Source organism: Kitasatospora sp. MBT66 (assembly GCF_000710405.2).
Lineage (GTDB): Bacteria > Actinomycetota > Actinomycetes > Streptomycetales > Streptomycetaceae > Kitasatospora > Kitasatospora purpeofusca.
The window spans coordinates 350,484-364,917 of the sequence record NZ_JAIY01000005.1; the positions used below are offsets into that span (position 1 = coordinate 350,484).

The 14,434-nt window shown below is 73.1% G+C and carries 16 protein-coding genes and 2 pseudogenes; 8 read left to right on the plus strand and 10 right to left on the minus strand.

Annotated elements, in window-relative coordinates; translation table 11 throughout:
• Nucleotides 1-34: 34 nt before the first annotated feature.
• The gene (locus BI06_RS12480) at nucleotides 35-475 is read left to right on the plus strand and encodes a hypothetical protein (protein ID WP_043467899.1); all 441 of its coding nucleotides are present in this window, start codon (nucleotides 35-37) and stop codon (nucleotides 473-475) included.
• Between the two features lie 23 nt (nucleotides 476-498).
• Nucleotides 499-1,482 carry a helix-turn-helix domain-containing protein gene (locus BI06_RS12485; RefSeq protein ID WP_051740863.1) on the plus strand — a complete coding sequence of 328 codons (984 nt, stop codon included), beginning with the start codon at nucleotides 499-501 and terminating at the stop codon, nucleotides 1,480-1,482.
• A gap of 36 nt (nucleotides 1,483-1,518) precedes the next feature.
• Here BI06_RS12485 and BI06_RS12490 read toward each other — a convergent pair whose 3' ends face one another.
• The 5 genes and pseudogenes from BI06_RS12490 to BI06_RS12505 all read right to left on the minus strand — a co-directional run bounded on the left by BI06_RS12490 (nucleotide 1,519) and on the right by BI06_RS12505 (nucleotide 4,709).
• Nucleotides 1,519-2,115 carry an NADPH-dependent F420 reductase gene (locus tag BI06_RS12490; RefSeq protein ID WP_043467901.1) on the minus strand — a complete coding sequence of 199 codons (597 nt, stop codon included), beginning with the start codon at nucleotides 2,113-2,115 and terminating at the stop codon, nucleotides 1,519-1,521.
• Between the two features lie 78 nt (nucleotides 2,116-2,193).
• Nucleotides 2,194-3,009 (minus strand): 3'(2'),5'-bisphosphate nucleotidase CysQ, encoded by an 816-nt coding sequence (locus BI06_RS12495; RefSeq protein ID WP_043467903.1) that lies wholly within the window; start codon nucleotides 3,007-3,009, stop codon nucleotides 2,194-2,196.
• A 352-nt stretch (nucleotides 3,010-3,361) separates the two neighbouring features.
• On the minus strand, nucleotides 3,362-3,910 hold the full coding sequence (locus BI06_RS53435; protein WP_369826110.1) for a peptidoglycan-binding protein: 549 nt from the start codon (nucleotides 3,908-3,910) through the stop codon (nucleotides 3,362-3,364).
• Between the two features lie 99 nt (nucleotides 3,911-4,009).
• Nucleotides 4,010-4,276, minus strand: a pseudogene (locus BI06_RS55485) (peptidoglycan-binding protein); the annotation flags it as partial.
• 70 nt (nucleotides 4,277-4,346) lie between these two features.
• A complete protein-coding gene (locus BI06_RS12505) occupies nucleotides 4,347-4,709 on the minus strand; it encodes a peptidoglycan-binding protein (RefSeq protein ID WP_043467907.1) in 363 nt (120 codons plus the stop codon).
• A gap of 531 nt (nucleotides 4,710-5,240) precedes the next feature.
• Here BI06_RS12505 and BI06_RS12510 point away from each other — a divergent pair.
• Nucleotides 5,241-5,708: a helix-turn-helix transcriptional regulator gene (locus BI06_RS12510; RefSeq protein ID WP_082558443.1), complete on the plus strand. Its 468-nt coding sequence runs from the start codon at nucleotides 5,241-5,243 to the stop codon at nucleotides 5,706-5,708.
• Between the two features lie 107 nt (nucleotides 5,709-5,815).
• Here BI06_RS12510 and BI06_RS46220 read toward each other — a convergent pair whose 3' ends face one another.
• The 4 genes from BI06_RS46220 to BI06_RS12530 form a co-directional block, all read right to left on the minus strand.
• Nucleotides 5,816-6,535 (minus strand): peptidoglycan-binding protein, encoded by a 720-nt coding sequence (locus BI06_RS46220; protein ID WP_233290121.1) that lies wholly within the window; start codon nucleotides 6,533-6,535, stop codon nucleotides 5,816-5,818.
• A gap of 277 nt (nucleotides 6,536-6,812) precedes the next feature.
• Nucleotides 6,813-7,892 (minus strand): N-acetylmuramoyl-L-alanine amidase, encoded by a 1,080-nt coding sequence (locus tag BI06_RS12520; protein ID WP_043467910.1) that lies wholly within the window; start codon nucleotides 7,890-7,892, stop codon nucleotides 6,813-6,815.
• A gap of 190 nt (nucleotides 7,893-8,082) precedes the next feature.
• Nucleotides 8,083-8,445 (minus strand): peptidoglycan-binding protein, encoded by a 363-nt coding sequence (locus BI06_RS12525; RefSeq protein WP_043467912.1) that lies wholly within the window; start codon nucleotides 8,443-8,445, stop codon nucleotides 8,083-8,085.
• A gap of 281 nt (nucleotides 8,446-8,726) precedes the next feature.
• Nucleotides 8,727-9,614, minus strand: coding sequence for an NAD(P)-dependent oxidoreductase (locus tag BI06_RS12530; protein WP_043467914.1), 888 nt, complete (start codon nucleotides 9,612-9,614; stop codon nucleotides 8,727-8,729).
• A 53-nt stretch (nucleotides 9,615-9,667) separates the two neighbouring features.
• Between BI06_RS12530 and BI06_RS12535 the strand changes: the two are divergent.
• A pseudogene (locus BI06_RS12535) lies at nucleotides 9,668-10,006 on the plus strand (winged helix-turn-helix transcriptional regulator); the annotation flags it as partial.
• 262 nt (nucleotides 10,007-10,268) lie between these two features.
• Nucleotides 10,269-10,484, plus strand: a complete 216-nt coding sequence (locus BI06_RS12540) for a hypothetical protein (protein ID WP_043467916.1) — start codon at nucleotides 10,269-10,271, stop codon at nucleotides 10,482-10,484.
• Between the two features lie 26 nt (nucleotides 10,485-10,510).
• Here the strand turns inward: BI06_RS12540 and BI06_RS12545 are convergent, their stop codons facing one another.
• Complete coding sequence (locus BI06_RS12545) at nucleotides 10,511-11,077, minus strand: PadR family transcriptional regulator (protein WP_043467918.1); 567 nt, start codon at nucleotides 11,075-11,077, stop codon at nucleotides 10,511-10,513.
• 123 nt (nucleotides 11,078-11,200) lie between these two features.
• On the opposite strand from BI06_RS12545, the gene BI06_RS12550 reads away from it, so the two are divergent.
• Genes BI06_RS12550 through BI06_RS12560 form a run of 3 tightly spaced genes read left to right on the plus strand, consistent with a single transcriptional unit; the run spans nucleotide 11,201 to nucleotide 14,286 of the window.
• Entirely contained in the window at nucleotides 11,201-11,626 is a 426-nt protein-coding gene (locus BI06_RS12550) for a nuclear transport factor 2 family protein (protein WP_043467920.1), read from the plus strand.
• Entirely contained in the window at nucleotides 11,623-13,110 is a 1,488-nt protein-coding gene (locus tag BI06_RS12555) for an NAD(P)/FAD-dependent oxidoreductase (RefSeq protein ID WP_030398147.1), read from the plus strand. Before BI06_RS12550 ends, BI06_RS12555 begins: the two co-directional genes overlap by 4 nt.
• 42 nt (nucleotides 13,111-13,152) lie before the next feature.
• Nucleotides 13,153-14,286, plus strand: coding sequence for an FAD-binding oxidoreductase (locus BI06_RS12560; RefSeq protein ID WP_043467922.1), 1,134 nt, complete (start codon nucleotides 13,153-13,155; stop codon nucleotides 14,284-14,286).
• Nucleotides 14,287-14,434 lie beyond the last annotated feature (148 nt).

The window sequence follows — 14,434 nt, forward strand, 5'->3', positions numbered from 1 at the left end:
GCGGAGTGGTGGCCGGGCAGGCTAGTTTGCTCGGGTGAGTCTCCTTGATGATGTGGCCGAGCGCGACGGCTGGCGCTGCTGGGTGTGCGACGAACCGGTCGATCCCGGTATGTCGGTGAACGACCCCCGGGGGCCGAGTGTCGACAGCAGGACCGCCGATCGGAAGGCCAAGGTCGCCGAGCGGCTCGCGCACCGCGGGTGCAACACCCGCAAGGGCGCGGTGAAGGTCGTCATCGCCTGGCCGGAGCACCTGTACGTGGTCGAACCCGCGCCGCTGATCACCGTTGCCGGGAGGCTGGAGCGCAAGGGCGGCCGCGAGCTGGTGGGGCGGTGTCCGACCGAGCGGGACGCCCGGGAGGCGGCGGACTGGCTGGTGGACCGGTTCTCCCGGCTGGTGCCGGGACTGCCGGTGACCGCCGCCGTCGAGGCGGGTGGCGGGCAGTTCCTCGTCGTGCTGGCCACCGGCCGCCGCTGACCGGGGACCTGGATCGGGGAGCGATGCGCGGTACCGGAGCGGGGGCCGGCGGCAGGCGCGGGGTGTTCGCGGTGGACTCGACCGCCCAGGACGCCGCACCGCGGGGACTGGATGCCTTCCGGCGGGGATGGGAGACGCAGGTCGGCGACGACGTCTTCCGACTGCCGGACTTCAACGCGGACACGGTCGGTGACTTCCGGGTCAAGGGCACCGTGGCCAAGGTGCACGGTGCGGCGATCGCCGACCTGCACGCCGCGTCGGTGACCCGGACCGCGGACGTCCCGGGCGGCGATCAGGATCTGGTCGCCGTGTACGCCGTGCGGCGCGGTGCGTGGACGCTGGGCGGTCCGTCCGGTCGCGGCGACCGGACCGTGCCGGCCGGGCAGTTCCTGGTCCGGCACGTCGGGCGCCTGACGGCCTTCGAGACCTCGGCGAACCTCACGGCGAAGTTCCTCGTCCTGCCCCCCGGTGAGCTCAAGCCGCTGCTCGGGAACCGGGTCGTCACCGGGCCGACGGACTCGGCCGAGATGCGCCTGCTGACGGCCCTCGCGGACATGATCCACACAACCGTGGCCGACCTCGCCCCGGCCGGTGTGGTGGCTGCCCAGAACACCCTGGTCGAGTTGGCCAAGGCGGTGGTGAAGGGCCGGTTCGACGACGTGGAGCCCCGGTTGGCCCCCGCGCTCGTCCAGGCCGCCAAGGATCTCGCGGACCGTCTGCTGGCCGATGCCGAACTCTCGCCGGCCCTGCTCGCGCGGGAGCTCAATGTCTCCGTCCGCACGCTGCACCGGGCCTTCGCCGCGGTGGGTGAGCAGGTGACCGCCTACATCCGCCATCGGCGGCTGCACGAGGCGCGGCTCGCCCTGGACGAGCCGTCAGGACGGCTGAGCATGACGGAGATCGCCGCGCACTGGCAGTTCGCGGACGGCAGCCACTTCACCCGGGCCTTCAAGAAGCGCTACGGCCGGACGCCCACCGAGTACGCCCGGGCGGTCGCCGACCGCTGAGGCCGCTGAGCCCGCTGAGCCCGCTGAGCCCGCCGGTCAGCGGGCGATGGAGATCGCGAACGGGGTGAACCCCTCGGACCGGATGACGTGCGGCACGAAGAGGACGGCGGCCTCCGTGGCGCGGGCGGTCCGGATCCCGCCGAGGTCGGTGATCCATTCCGTGCGCCAGCCGAGGTCGGTGAGGAGTTCGCGGACGGTCTGCTTGGCCTGCGGGTCGTCGCCGGAGAGGAAGGCGGTCGGCGCCTGGGCGAGCGCGGCGGGCGCGGTCATCACGGGGAAGAGCATGGTGTTGAGCGTCTTGACGACGCGCGTCCCGGGAAGCGCCTCCTGCAACTGTTCGGCGAGGCTGGAGCCGGGGTGGAGAAGGTCGGCGGGCAGTCCGTCCGGGCCGTCGGTGGTGGCGTTGGAGACGTCGACGAGGATCTTGCCGTGCAACTCCTCGCGCAGGGCGGCGAGGCGCTCCAGCGAGCCGGCGCCGGGGGTGGCGTTGATGACGATCCCGGCTGCCCGGGCAGCGGCGGCGGCTTCGCCGGGCGAGCGGTCCACCGCGGTCACCTGATGGCCCGCCCGGGTCAGGGCGGTGGCCAGGTTGCCGCCGACGCGGCCGTTCCCGAGGACTGCGATCGTGGTCATGGTGATGTGCTCCTTGTGCGGGTGCGGGTGCGGGTGCGGGTGCGGGTGCGGTTGTGGTGGAAGGGCGGTCGGGCGGGTTCAGCGGGAGAGCGTGGCGACGGCCTGGGCGTGGACGCCGGGTGCGGTGGCGAGGAAGCTCCCGCTCTGCGGGGTCCAGGGGCGCCCCTCGGCGTCGGAGATCCGCCCGCCGGCCTCGGTGACGAGCAGCGCTCCGGGCAGCAGGTCCGCACGGGCGCCGGCGAACTGCCAGAAGGCATCGGTCCGGCCGGCGGCCACATTCGTCAGGTGCAGGGTCGCGGGCACCGAGGTGCGGACGACGAGGGCGTCGAACAGCATCGCGGTGATCGAGGCGCCGACGCGGCGCACCACCGTCTCGTCCTCGTCCGGCCGGGCCTGGCTGGTGGCCACGATGCTCAGGCCGAGGTCCACGGTCGCGGAGACGTTCAGCGGCCGTCCGTCGAGGTGGGCGCCGCCTCCGGCCGAGGCGGTGTAGGTCTCGCCGGTCAGAGGCAGGTGGACCGCGGTCAGTACCGGCCGGTTGTCGCGCACGAGGGTGGCGGTCACCGCCCACTCGGGCAGGGCGTGCAGGTGGTTGACGTTGCCCTCGGCCGGGTCCACCACCCACCACTCGCCGTCCGGCAGCGCCCCGCCGTCGAGCTCGTCCTCCACCCACCGGGCCTGCGGCCGCAGTCGGGTGAGGGCCGGGCGCAGGATCTCCAGGGCCGTGTCGTCGTTGGCGGCGAGCGCCCGCATCAGCTCTTCGCGGCTCTCGTGGCGAACCACGTCGCCGAAGCGCTCGCGCAGCGCCAGGCCGGCCTCGCGCACGGCGTCCGCGACCTTGTCGAGCAGGTCGGCGTCGGTGGCGAGGTCGGTGGTCGGAGGAGTTCCGGACATGGTGGTGCTCCTGTCTGAGGAGGGGTGATGGGGCCGGTCGGAGCCGAACTGCGCGTTGCTTCCTGCGCTTTCGTCTCGACGGTATACAGCCCCGTCATTGACTTCAACTGCATGTGAAGCACGGGAAGGATTACTCGCGTGCATCTTTTCCGGTCACCACCGAATCCTAGGAACAGCGGCACCGCGCGTACTTGGACCTGCGCGACAGGCGGCCGGGACCTCAGCGCCATGCGGAGGGACGCGGGCCGGCCCGCCGGTCGGCGGATCCCGGCGGCGACCGGGGCAGCACGAAGCCCCGAGGGGCACCGGACGAGTCCGGTGCCCCTCGGGGTGTGGTGGTGCCGGGTGGTCGTCAGCCCGTGAAGGTGACGTCCCAGTGGTTGCCCTCGTTGGCGTAGACGTTGCCCGAGGGGGCGGTGTAGAGGGCGGCGCCGTCGCCGCGGATGCCGCTGTAGGCGAAGTTGCCGGTGATGTGGTTGGTGAGGCAGCTCGCCATCGCGAAGTCCAGCTTGTAGCCGTTGGCGTGGCTGTAGGTGCCGGCGGCGTGGCCGGTCTCGGTGCCACCGGTGATGGTCAGGCCGCAGCCGCCGACGGCGTGCTTGAGCGCGACGGCGCCGTCCGCCGAGGCGCGGCGCAGGCCGTCGAAGGAGGTGCAGCTGCTGCTGTTGCGGTTGGAGCAGTTGCCCGAGGAGGACCAGGTGATGCCCGCGGAGGAGAGCAGGGAGGCGGCCTGGGACTGGCTGAGCAGGTCGCCGCCGTTGCCGCCGCCGGTGCTGCCGCCGCCGGAGAGCAGGGCGGACCAGGTGGCGGGGCCGACGATGCCGTCCACCGGGCTCAGGCCGGCGGACTGCTGGAAGCCGCGGACCGAGGAGTCGGTGCCGGCGCCGAAGGCGCCGTCCACGGAGAGGTTGGCGCCGCGGGCGTTCAGCTGGACCTGGAGCGCCTTGACGGCGTCGCCGTTGTCGCCCTGGCGGACGGTGACGATCAGCTTCGGCCAGGTGGCGCCGCCGACGATGCCGTCCGCCGGGCTCAGGCCGTTGGCGCTCTGGAAGCTCTTGACCTTGGCCTCGGTCGCGGGGCCGAACGCGCCGTCGGCGCCGGTGGCGTAGCCGCGGGCGTTCAGCAGGTACTGGACGGTGGACACCTTGGCGCCCTGGTCGCCGTTGCGGACGACGGGCCAGCTCGCGGCGTGGGCGGCGGGGACGGACAGCACTGCTGCCAGGAGGGCGGCGAAGACCGCGGCCACTGCGGCCGGGAAGCGCTTCACGGAGGTTCCTTACTTCTGCTGAGGGGAGGAGGAGAGAGGAGCGGAGAGCGAAAGCGGGTGGAGGCCGGGGCTACCAGGTCGGCAGGTTCTCCCAGCAGGTGTTGCCCCAGTCGTGCTCGTTGTGGACGATCACCTCGAGCAGCTGGGAGCCGGTCTGGACGCCGACGACCCCGTCCACGTCGAGGTGGTTGGCCTTCTGGAACTGGCGCACCGCGGTCTCGGTGCGGGCGCCCCAGATGCCGTCGGTCTGGAGGCCGGAGTGCAGGGAGGCGTTCAGCGCGAGCTGCACGCACTTGACGCCGGTTCCCCGGTCGCCGTAGGCGATCTCGCCGGCCGAGGGCCGGGCGCTGGCCGTGCCCGCCAGGAGGGTGACTGCGACGGCGGCGGTGGCCGTCACGACGGCGGCGCGCTTGATGACCGGGAACAGGGACATGGTGAGGCTCCTCGGAGAGGTGGGTGAGGGCGGCCGCAACGACCGTCGGCAGCCGACACTAGGAAGCCCCGGAGGCGTCCCGCGAACGTTTCGCGTCCCTGGGACGCCCTCCCTCGCGGGCGCCCCGGCCGGGGACGGCGGCGGCGCTGTCGTGCCTGGTCGGGAGGGCCGCTCGGCGGCTCCGTACCGCGGGCGGCGAGGGCGTCCCACGGCGCCCGCCCGAGGCCCGCGCTGTCTCAACCTGAGCCGTCCCGGTGTCTCAAACCGCAGCTCAGGGCGGTGGTATACGTCGTACCCGTCCCAAAATCGGGAAGATCGTGGATCTTCGTTCCGGGGATGTCACAGTGGATCGAGCCGTAGCACGAGACCCGGGGTGGGCCGTGCTGCGGGAGGGCGCACCGCGGGGGCGGGGGGCTCGGCCGCCGGGAGACCGGTACGGCCCGTGGGGACCGGCCGGCGGGAGTGCGGCACGGCACCCGGCTCCGTCGCGCGTTCTCGATCGCACAACGGAACGACCAGGGGGAAACAGAGATGGACCATGTTCTTGTGTCCGGCGGCGCGCCGAAGGACCCCGCCGACCGGCTCTCCGAGGAGCTCCAGTCGCTGAAGTCCTCGTCCGGCCTGACCTACGCCCGGATCAGCGAGCACACCCACTACGCGAAGTCCTCGTGGGAGCGGTGGGTGAACGGCAAGCAGTTCCCGCCGCGTGACGCCGTCGAGCGGATCGCCGCCGTCTGCCAGGCCGACGAACGGCGACTGCTGGAGCTGTGGGCCCTGGCCGAGGCCTGCCGCACCTCGCCCCCCGCGCCGGCGGCCGCGGCGGGTGCCACCGGGCGCTCCGGTGCGCCCGGCGAGGGGGACGCGGCCTCGCAGGACCGCCGGCAGATGGCCCTGTGGTCGCTGACCGTGCTGGCACTGGCCCTGACGGCGGGTCTGGCGCGGTCCGTCGCCCAGGGACGGGAGCTGCGGCGCGGCACCCTCCCCGGCGGCGGCCTGTAGGTACGACACCGGAAGGGCCCCACCCCGCCCGGGGTGGGGCCCTTCCCGCGTGCGGCTCGGCACCGGCTGCCGTTCGGTACCAGCTACGGCTCGGTACCGGTTGTGGCTCAGTACCAGTTGTGGGACTGCCAGAAGCTCCACGCCGAGCACGGGTCGCCGTAGCGCGACTTGATGTAGTTCAGGCCCCAGGTGAGCTGGGTGGCCGGGTTGGTCTGCCAGTCGGCGCCGGCGGACGCCATCTTGGTGGCGGGCAGCGCCTGCGGTATGCCGTACGCGCCGGACGAGGGGTTGGTCGCGTAGACCTTCCAGCCGCTCTCGTGGGTGTAGATCTGCTCCAGGCAGCCGAACTGCCCGCTCACGCTCCAGCCGAGGGCGGGGAACTTCCACTGCGCGGTGATCCGCACCGTGCGGGCGATCCCCATCGCGTTCATGGTCGCGGGGCCGGCGATGCCGTCGGAGCCGAGCCCGTGCGCCCGCTGCCAGGCGGCGACGGAGGAGGTCGTCCCCGCGCCGTACGCCCCGTCGGCGCCGGAGCCGGCCGCGCGCTGGACCTCGGCGACCTTGTTGTGGAGGGCGAGTTCGGTCCTGGGGCCGTACGCGCCGTCCTCGTCGAGCCCGTTGTCGCGCTGGAAACCGCGGACGGCGGCGGTGGTGGCCGGACCGTAGTCGCCGTCGACGCCGCTGCTCGCCAGGTAGCCGATCCCGACCAGGTTGCGCTGGATCCAGGTGGTCGAGTCGACGGCCTGCGCCTGTGCGGGGAGCAGGGCGAAGGCGACGAGTGCGAGCACGGCCACGGCGAGGCCGCGCAGGGCTGCGATGTGTTTCACGGTCATCCCTTCCGGTGCGCCTGTCGGACGATCAGGCGGTGCCGCTCACTCTCGGCCCGGGGACCGGCGTCCCACCACGGTCCTCGGCGATCCAGGGACGTCCCGCGACGAAGGGGACCGACTTTTTGGGGCGGATGCAGCGTCATGGCACCTGCGATGGATGCGGCGTGATGGAACGTCCGACAGGCGCTTCATCAATCGCTTCGTGCGACGCACAGCGGCGCCGCCCGCGGTGACCTGGTCCGCGGGCGGCGCCGGAGCCGTACGGCAGTGAGCGTCAGGCGAGCAGCCGGCTCCAGGTCCGGGCGTCGACCACGCCGTCGGCGGGCAGCGACGCCGAGCTCTGGAAGGACGCCACCCCGGACTGCGTCCCGGGGCCGAAGGCGCCGTCGACCGCCACCGAGATGCCGTGCGCGACCAGCTGGCTCTGCACGGCGGTCACCGCGCTGCCCGAGGCCCCGCGCGCCAGCGGCGCGACCGCCTGGCTCCAGGTCTGGTTGCCGGCGACGCCGTCCGCCGAGGCGTGCACCGTGTTCTGGAAGGCCGTGACGGCGCTCTGGGTGGCGGGACCGAACGAGCCGTCCACGGTCAGCGAGGCGCCCCGCTGCACCAGCAGGTACTGCAGGGTCTTCACCCGCTCGCCCGAGGCGCCGCTGCTCAGCATCGGCCACACTGGGCCGGTCGGGTCCCCGCCGATCTGGGCGGCCACGTCGCGGCGCAGCTTCGGTATCAGCGCGTACAGGCGGTCGCCGGGGCACTCGGTGTTGTTGAAGTCGCGGTGTCCGTAGATCTGGTAGGCCCGCAGCCCGTACTGGCGGCAGATGTAGGTGATGAGGGAGACCAGCGCCGCGTACTGCTCGCTGCGCGGGTCGACGGTGCTGTAGGTGCCCTCGTTCTCGATGCCGATCGCGACCGTGTTCTGCCCCGTGCAGTGGGCGGACTCCACGTGCTGGGTGCCGCCGGCCAGCGTGGACAGGCTGTTGTGCCGGCCTTCCGTGATGAACGCGCCGCGGCTGACGGTGAAGTGCTGGCCGGTGTCGATCCAGCCCTCGCTGTCCATCTGGTAGGTCTGCATCGACCTGGCCAGCGAGAACGCGGCGGACTGCGAGTAGTTGGTGACGTTGGCGGTCGCGGTGTGGTGCACGATCACCTTGTCCGGCGCGCCCGGCAGGATGTTGAGCGGGCCGGACGCGGCGCGGGCGCCCCAGGCGGCCGTGGAGGAGATGGTCGGGCCGGTGGCGGCGCGCGCCGCTCCGGCGGGGAGTGCGGCGGAGAGCAGCGCGCCGGTGCCGAGCGCGAAGGCGCCGGTGAGCACCGAGCGGCGCGCGAGGTGGGAGGTGGTGGGGTCGGTGGTCATGTCGAGGGCTACCTGGTCCTTCGGAGGGGAGGAGGAAGAGGAGGAGCTGAGCGGCGGGAGGTCCGGGGGCGCGGCGGAGCACCGCTGCCCCCGCGCCTGATGTGACGGCACGAGGGCAGCGGTGGGGCCGTCCGGATCCGGCGGGCGGGTCGTTCCGGCGGGCCGCCCGGACGGTGGGTAGGCCGGTGTGTCAGCTGGTGGGGATGACCGTGGGGCAGAACTCGATCTGGACCAGGTTGCCCGAGGGCTTGAGGTAGCCGTAGTAGAGGGCGTCGCCGGTCTTCGGACCGACGATGCCGTCCGCCGAGAGGCCGCGGTTGTGCTGGAAGTCGGTCAGCGCCGAGTAGGTCGCGTTGCCGTACTGGCCGTCCACCGCGATGTTGTACCCCGCGTTGCGCAGGCCCTGCTGCACGCAGGCGACCCCGTCGCCGCGCTGGCCGGGCTTGACGTACGGGACGCCCCGGTCGGCGTGGGCCACACCGGCGAGCGAGGTGACGGCGACGGCGACGGCGCCGAGGGTGACGGCTCCGCGCCGGACCACGTTCTTGATCATGGAAGGTTCCCCCATCTCGGAAAGCGGTCACGGGCCGCCCCGGCGGGACACCCCCGGGTCTGCGGTCCGTGACTCGGACAAGGCCCATGCTCGGCGCCGCATCACCCGTCCCACCAGGGCTTTCCCGTCCCTGGGACACCCCGGACCGGCCGGGGGAGAGCGGCCGGGGCGTCCCTCCGTCCCGCCCGTTTCCCGCCTCCGTCCCCCTCCTGTCCCGGTCCCCGGCGGGGGACGCGGAGCAGTTGTCCCGCCGACGGGCCTCCGCGCGGGTGCGGCGGGCTTCAGCGTCGGCCCAGCACCTCGGCGAGGCGGCTCGCCCCGTCGCCGCCGTGGCCGAGGGCGATGGTCCGGCGGACCAGGCCCTCGGCCGCGCGCATCATCCCGGACTCGATGCCGTGCGACTCCGCGGTGTGCACGACGTGGGCCATGCTGGAGACCGCCGAGGTGAGCGGGTTGGTCGCGCCCGAGTGGCTCCCGCTGTCGAAGTCCTCGGCGAACTGCGTGAACAGCGGCGGCAGGATCGCACCGATCCCCCGGGCGAACGGCGCCAGCTCGCGCCCGCTGATCCCCTCCGCCCCGGCCAGCGCCAGCGCGTGCACGTACCCGGCCGTCGCCGTCCAGAAGATGTCCAGCAGCGCGAGGTCGAAGGCGGCCGCCCGGCCGATCTCCTCGCCGAGGTGGGTGTGGGTGCCGCCGAGCAGTGCCAGCACCGGCGCGTACCGCCCGTAGAGGTCGGCCGGGCCGCTGTGGATGAAGACCGCCGCGGGCGTGCCGATGCTCGGGGCCGGTGTCATGACGGCGCCGTCCAGGTACCCGATGCCGTGCTCCGCCGCCCACGCGGCCGCGGACCGGGCCCGGTCCGGCGAGTCGGCGGTCAGACTGACCACCGTCCGGCCCTTGAGCGCGGCCTCGACCTCGGCGCGCCGCAGTACGGCGTCCGAGGCGTCGTAGTCCACCACGCAGACGACCGTCAGCTCGCTCGCGGCCACGGCCTCCTGCGCCGTGGCCGCGCCCACCGCGCCCCGGGCGAGCAACGCGGCGTCCCGGCCCGGGGTGCGGTTCCAGACCGTGGTGCGGACGCCGGCGTCCGTGAAGGCGCCGGCCAGGGCGCGTCCCATCGGCCCGAGGCCGAGCACGGTGACGGTGGGCGGGGTGTGGTTGGTGGACATACTTCATCTCCTGTAGACATGGTGGTGAACAACGACGAGTCCGGGGGGACCACATGACGCGCAGTCAGGCCGCGAGGACGAATGTGTGCGGGGTGACCGCCGTCGTCGCCGTGATCGACGGCAGGTGGAAGACGTCCCTGCTCTGGCTGCTGGAGTCCGGGCCGCAGCGCCCCGCCGAGATCCGCCGACGCCTTCCCGGCCTCAGTGAGAAGGTCCTCACCCAGGCCCTGCGCGAGATGGAGTCCGACGGCCTGGTGCACCGCGAGGTGCACGACGTCCTTCCGCTGAAGACGGTCTACTCCCTGACCGACTTCGGCCGACGGCTCTCCGACGCCCTCGGCCCGGTTTCCGACCTGGGCCACGAGCGCCTCGACCGGATGACGGCCGAGCGGGCCGAGCAGGCCGAGCGGGCCGAGCAGGTCGGACCGCCGGCCTCCCTGATCCGCTGCCCTCGCCTTCCGTGCTTCCGGCTGCCAAGTCTCGTCCCGCCGCACGCCGTTGCCCAGTACGCACAAAAAGGTGGCCACTGCGTCGGCAGCCGGCCGTGATCACCGATCAGGAACGAGGGACCGTGAACGTCGACTCCGAGCCCGTCCCGGCGGTTGCCGCTGCCAGGCCGGTGAGCGTATGGCGGCAGCGCAACTTCCGGGCCGTGTGGTCGGCGCACACCGTGAGCCAGTTCGGCACCCAGACGTCGTCTGGGGCACGCTGCCGGTCGGCGCGACGGCCGGCGGCTACCTCGCCTCCGCCGTCGGGACGCGCCCCACCCTGTGGCTGATCGCCGGGATCGGCCTCCTCTCCTGCCTGCCGTTGATCCTGACCAGGGAGGTCCGGGCGCTGCGCACCTTCCCGGCGCAGCCCGCCGAGTGACGGGGGCCGGACCTCCTCCGGCGCGGTCAGCCGTGGCGGGCGGTGCGGGCGGCGAGGACCTGGAGGGCGGTCTCGGACCAGCGGATGTTCTCGCGCTCGAAGGCCATGCCGCGCAGCAGGGTGAGGTAGGGGCCGACGCGCTCGGCCTCGGCGAGGTGCTGCTCCTCGGTGCGGCCGTCGAGGAGCTTGGCCTGCAGCCGCTCGTAGCGGGCGAGCTTGCGGCGGGCCCACTCCAGGCGTTCGGCCACGGCCGCGCGGACGGCTACGGCGTCACCGGCGTCGACGCTCTGGACCTTCACCATCAGCTCGTCGCGGATGGTGGTCGGCTTGTCGGTGTGCTCGGCGGTGTAGGCGTGGACGGCGGCGAGTCCGGCCTCGGTGAGGGAGAAGAGGCGCTTGTTGGGGCGACGCTCCTGCTCGACCACCCGGGCCGAGATGAGGCCGGCGGACTCCATCCGGTCCAGCTCCCGGTAGAGCTGCTGCGGGGTGGCCATCCAGAAGTTCGCCACCGAGGCGTCGAAGCCCTTGGAGAGGTCGTAGCCGGAGGCCTCGCCCTCCAGGAGGGCAGCCATCACCGCGTGCCGCAAAGCCATGCGGTCACGCTAGCAGCCACTAGTCAACAAGGCGACTAATGGCTATGGACAGTGCGTCACCGACCGCCCCATACTCGCCGGTACACCTACTCAATTCGATGACTAGGGACCGGAGGCCTCCCCATGCACCCCTTCCGCAAGGCGGTCGAGGACCGCGACGCCCAGGCCATGATCGATCTCCTCGCCGAGAACGTGGTGTTCACCAGCCCCGTCGCGTTCAAGCCCTACCCCGGCAAGGCGATCACCGGCGCGATCCTGCGCGGCGTGCTGCGCGTCTTCGAGGACTTCGCCTACGTCCGCGAGATCGGCGACCCCGACGGACGCGACCACGCCCTCGTCTTCACCGCCACCGTGGGCGGCAAGCAGCTCCAGGGGTGCGACTTCCTCCACCTCGACGAGGACGGGAGGATCGACGAGCTCACCGTGATGGTCCGTCCGCTCTCCGGCGCGCAGGCGCTCGCCGCCGCGATGGCCGCCGAGTTCGACCGGATCGCCGCCGAGGCAGCCGAGGCGGCGGAGTCGGACGCGGCCGGGCCGGCCGACCGGTGAGCGACTTCGACGCCGTCGTCATCGGCGCCGGCAACGCCGGGCTGACCGCCGCCACCAGCCTCCAGCTCGCCGGCCTGCGCACCCTGCTGGTCGAGCGGCACAATCTGCCCGGCGGCTGCGCCACCTCCTTCCGCCGCGGCCGCTTCGAGTTCGAGGTCGCCCTGCACCAGCTCTCCGGCGTCGGCGCCGAGGGGCAGCCCTTCACCCTCCGCGGACTCTTCGACCGGCTCGGCGTCAGCGACAAGCTGGAGTTCGTCGAGGAGCACGACCTCTACCGGGCCGTCGTCCCCGGCCGCTACGACGTCACCCTGCCCGCCGACTGGCAGGGCACGACCGAGGCCCTGGCGGCGGCCTTCCCCGGCAACCGGGACCGGATCGAGCGCTTCCTCCAACTGGTCAAGGACGTCACCTTCTGGCAGATCGCGGCGATCCGCGGCATGCCGCCCGAGCAGGTCGACCCGGTGCTGTTCCGGTACGGGCTGCGCCCGGTCAAGGACGTCCTCGACGAGTTCTTCGACGACCCCGGCCCGAAGTCTGTGCTCGGCACCTACTGGACCTACCTCGGCCAGCCGCCCTCCCGGCTCGCCTTCCAGGACCTCGCGCTCACCCTCTACGCCTACCTGGAGTACAAGCCCTGGCACCTCGTGGGCGGGTCCCAGGCGCTGTCCACCGCGATCCTCGACTCCTTCCTCGGCGCCGGCGGACAGGTGCGGTTCAACACCGCCGCCACCGCCCTGCTCACCGAGCACGGCCGGGTGACCGGCGTCCGGCTGGACGACGGCGAGGAGGTCACCGCCCGCGACGTCGTCTCCAACGCCTCGCTCCCGGTCACCTACGCGATGCTCGGCGAGGACGCCGTCCCCGCCGCCGTCCGCGAGGACCTCGCCACCCGCCGGACCGGCGTCTCCGGTGTCGTCCTGCACATGGGCCTCGCCGCCACGCCCGCCGAACTCGGCTTCACCACCAGCACCACCTTCGTCCACGCCGACGAGGACGAGGAGCGCACCTACGCCGCCACCCGCACCCTGGAACCCGCCCGCGGCATCTGCGTCACCTCCTACGACGTGGCCCCGATCGGCTTCGCCCCGTCCGGCGCCACCCACGTCAGCCTGATGACCCTCCAGTACGGGGAGCACTGGGCGAAGATCCCGCCCGCCGACTACGCCCGGACCAAGTTCGCCTACGCGCAGACCCTGCTCGACCGGGTCGAGGCGGTCGCCCCCGGCATCCGCGACGCGATCGAGGAGGTCGACGTCGCCACCCCGCTCACCATGGCCCGCTACCTCGGCCACCCCGGCGGCGCGATCTACGGCTACGACCAGGACCGCACCGAGGGCTGGCTCTTCCGCAACAGCGAACGCCGCAGCCACGTCCCCGGACTGCACCTGGCCGGCTCCTGGGCCGGACCGGGCGGCTTCCAGCCCACCCTCGAGGCCGGCGCCCGCGTCGCCCGCCGCCTGCTCCGCGCCAGGGACGCGGCCTGAGCCCGGCCCCTCTGCCCGCCCGCACCAGGTTGGAGAACGCCCGTGAGCCACCCCATCGCCCCCCACTTCGACGAGCACGACGCGGTGCGGGCCGATCTCGAAGCCCGCCCGCACCACGCCACCGACCCCGCCGCGAGCACCGCCGCCGTCGACGCCCACCATCCCCGGCGGCTGCGCCTCACCGTGGCCGAGATCGTCACCGAGACCGTCAGCACCAGCACCTTCCGGCTCCGCCGCCCCGACGGCGGCGACCTGCCGCCCTTCCTCGCCGGCCAGTACGTCGGGGTGTTCGCCGACGGCACCAACCGCCCCTACGCCATCGCGTCCAGCCCCGCCCGGGCCGACCACTGGGACCTGACCGTGCGCCGGGTGCCCGGCGGGCGGATCAGCAACCACCTGATCGACACCCTTGCGCCCGGCGACACCCTCACCACCACCGGTCCCACCGGGACCTTCCACCACAACCCGCTCTTCCACGGCGAGGACGTCGTCTTCCTCGCCGGCGGCTCCGGCGTCGTCCCGGCGATGAGCATGGTCCGCGAGATCGCCGACCGGGGCCTGTCCCGCCGCTTCCACCTGCTGTACGGCTCCCGCAGCGCCGAGGACATCGTCTTCCGCACCGAACTCGACGCCCTCGCCGCCACCCACCCGGACATCCACGTGCACCATGTCGTCCAGCACGCCGCCGCCGACTGGACCGGACCCACCGGTCTGCTCACCGGCGCCCTGGTCGAGGCCCTCGCCGGACCGCTCGCCGGCCGCACCGTCTACGTCTGTGGACCGCAGGCCCTCTACCCCTATGCCCTGCGCCAGCTCGCGGACCTGGGCCACCCCCGCCGCCGGATCCGCTTCGAGGCCAACGGCGCCCCCGCCGACCCCACCACCCAGCCCCACTGGCCGACCGGCACCGACCCGGCGACCGAGGTCGACGTCACCGCCCGCGGCCGGACCTTCCGCACCCGCCGGGACCGGCCGCTGCTCGACGCCCTGGAGGACGCCGGTATCCGCCCCGAGGCCGCCTGCCGCTCCGGTGAATGCGGCCTCTGCCGGATCCGGGTGGTCAAGGGCCACGTCCACACCGCCACCGAGGCCCGCCTCCGCCTGTCCGACGAACGCTTCGGCTACACCCACTCCTGCGTCGCCTACCCGATCACGGACACCGAACTCGACCTCTGACCCGCCGGCCCGGGCCCGTCACCGGCAGTGACTTGCCCTGACCGCGGGGGAGGGGTAGTGTTTTTAAGTCGCTCGACAGGGAGCACCGGACACGCAACCGCGCGGACGGTCCCGGGGCGGCCAATTCTCTGGAAATAACATCGTCACC

Bases quoted from the DNA above. Each gene is read 5' to 3' on its own strand.
- BI06_RS12530 (WP_043467914.1), bottom strand. From the start codon at position 9,614: ATGTCCACCAACCACACCCCGCCCACCGTCACCGTGCTCGGCCTCGGG.
- BI06_RS12490 (WP_043467901.1), bottom strand. From the start codon at position 2,115: ATGACCACGATCGCAGTCCTCGGGAACGGCCGCGTCGGCGGCAACCTG.
- BI06_RS12520 (WP_043467910.1), bottom strand. From the start codon at position 7,892: ATGACCACCGACCCCACCACCTCCCACCTCGCGCGCCGCTCGGTGCTC.
- BI06_RS12550 (WP_043467920.1), top strand. From the start codon at position 11,201: ATGCACCCCTTCCGCAAGGCGGTCGAGGACCGCGACGCCCAGGCCATG.
- BI06_RS12510 (WP_082558443.1), top strand. From the start codon at position 5,241: ATGGACCATGTTCTTGTGTCCGGCGGCGCGCCGAAGGACCCCGCCGAC.
- BI06_RS12545 (WP_043467918.1), bottom strand. From the start codon at position 11,077: ATGGCTTTGCGGCACGCGGTGATGGCTGCCCTCCTGGAGGGCGAGGCC.
- BI06_RS12485 (WP_051740863.1), top strand. From the start codon at position 499: ATGCGCGGTACCGGAGCGGGGGCCGGCGGCAGGCGCGGGGTGTTCGCG.
- BI06_RS12505 (WP_043467907.1), bottom strand. From the start codon at position 4,709: ATGTCCCTGTTCCCGGTCATCAAGCGCGCCGCCGTCGTGACGGCCACC.
- BI06_RS12525 (WP_043467912.1), bottom strand. From the start codon at position 8,445: ATGATCAAGAACGTGGTCCGGCGCGGAGCCGTCACCCTCGGCGCCGTC.
- BI06_RS12495 (WP_043467903.1), bottom strand. From the start codon at position 3,009: ATGTCCGGAACTCCTCCGACCACCGACCTCGCCACCGACGCCGACCTG.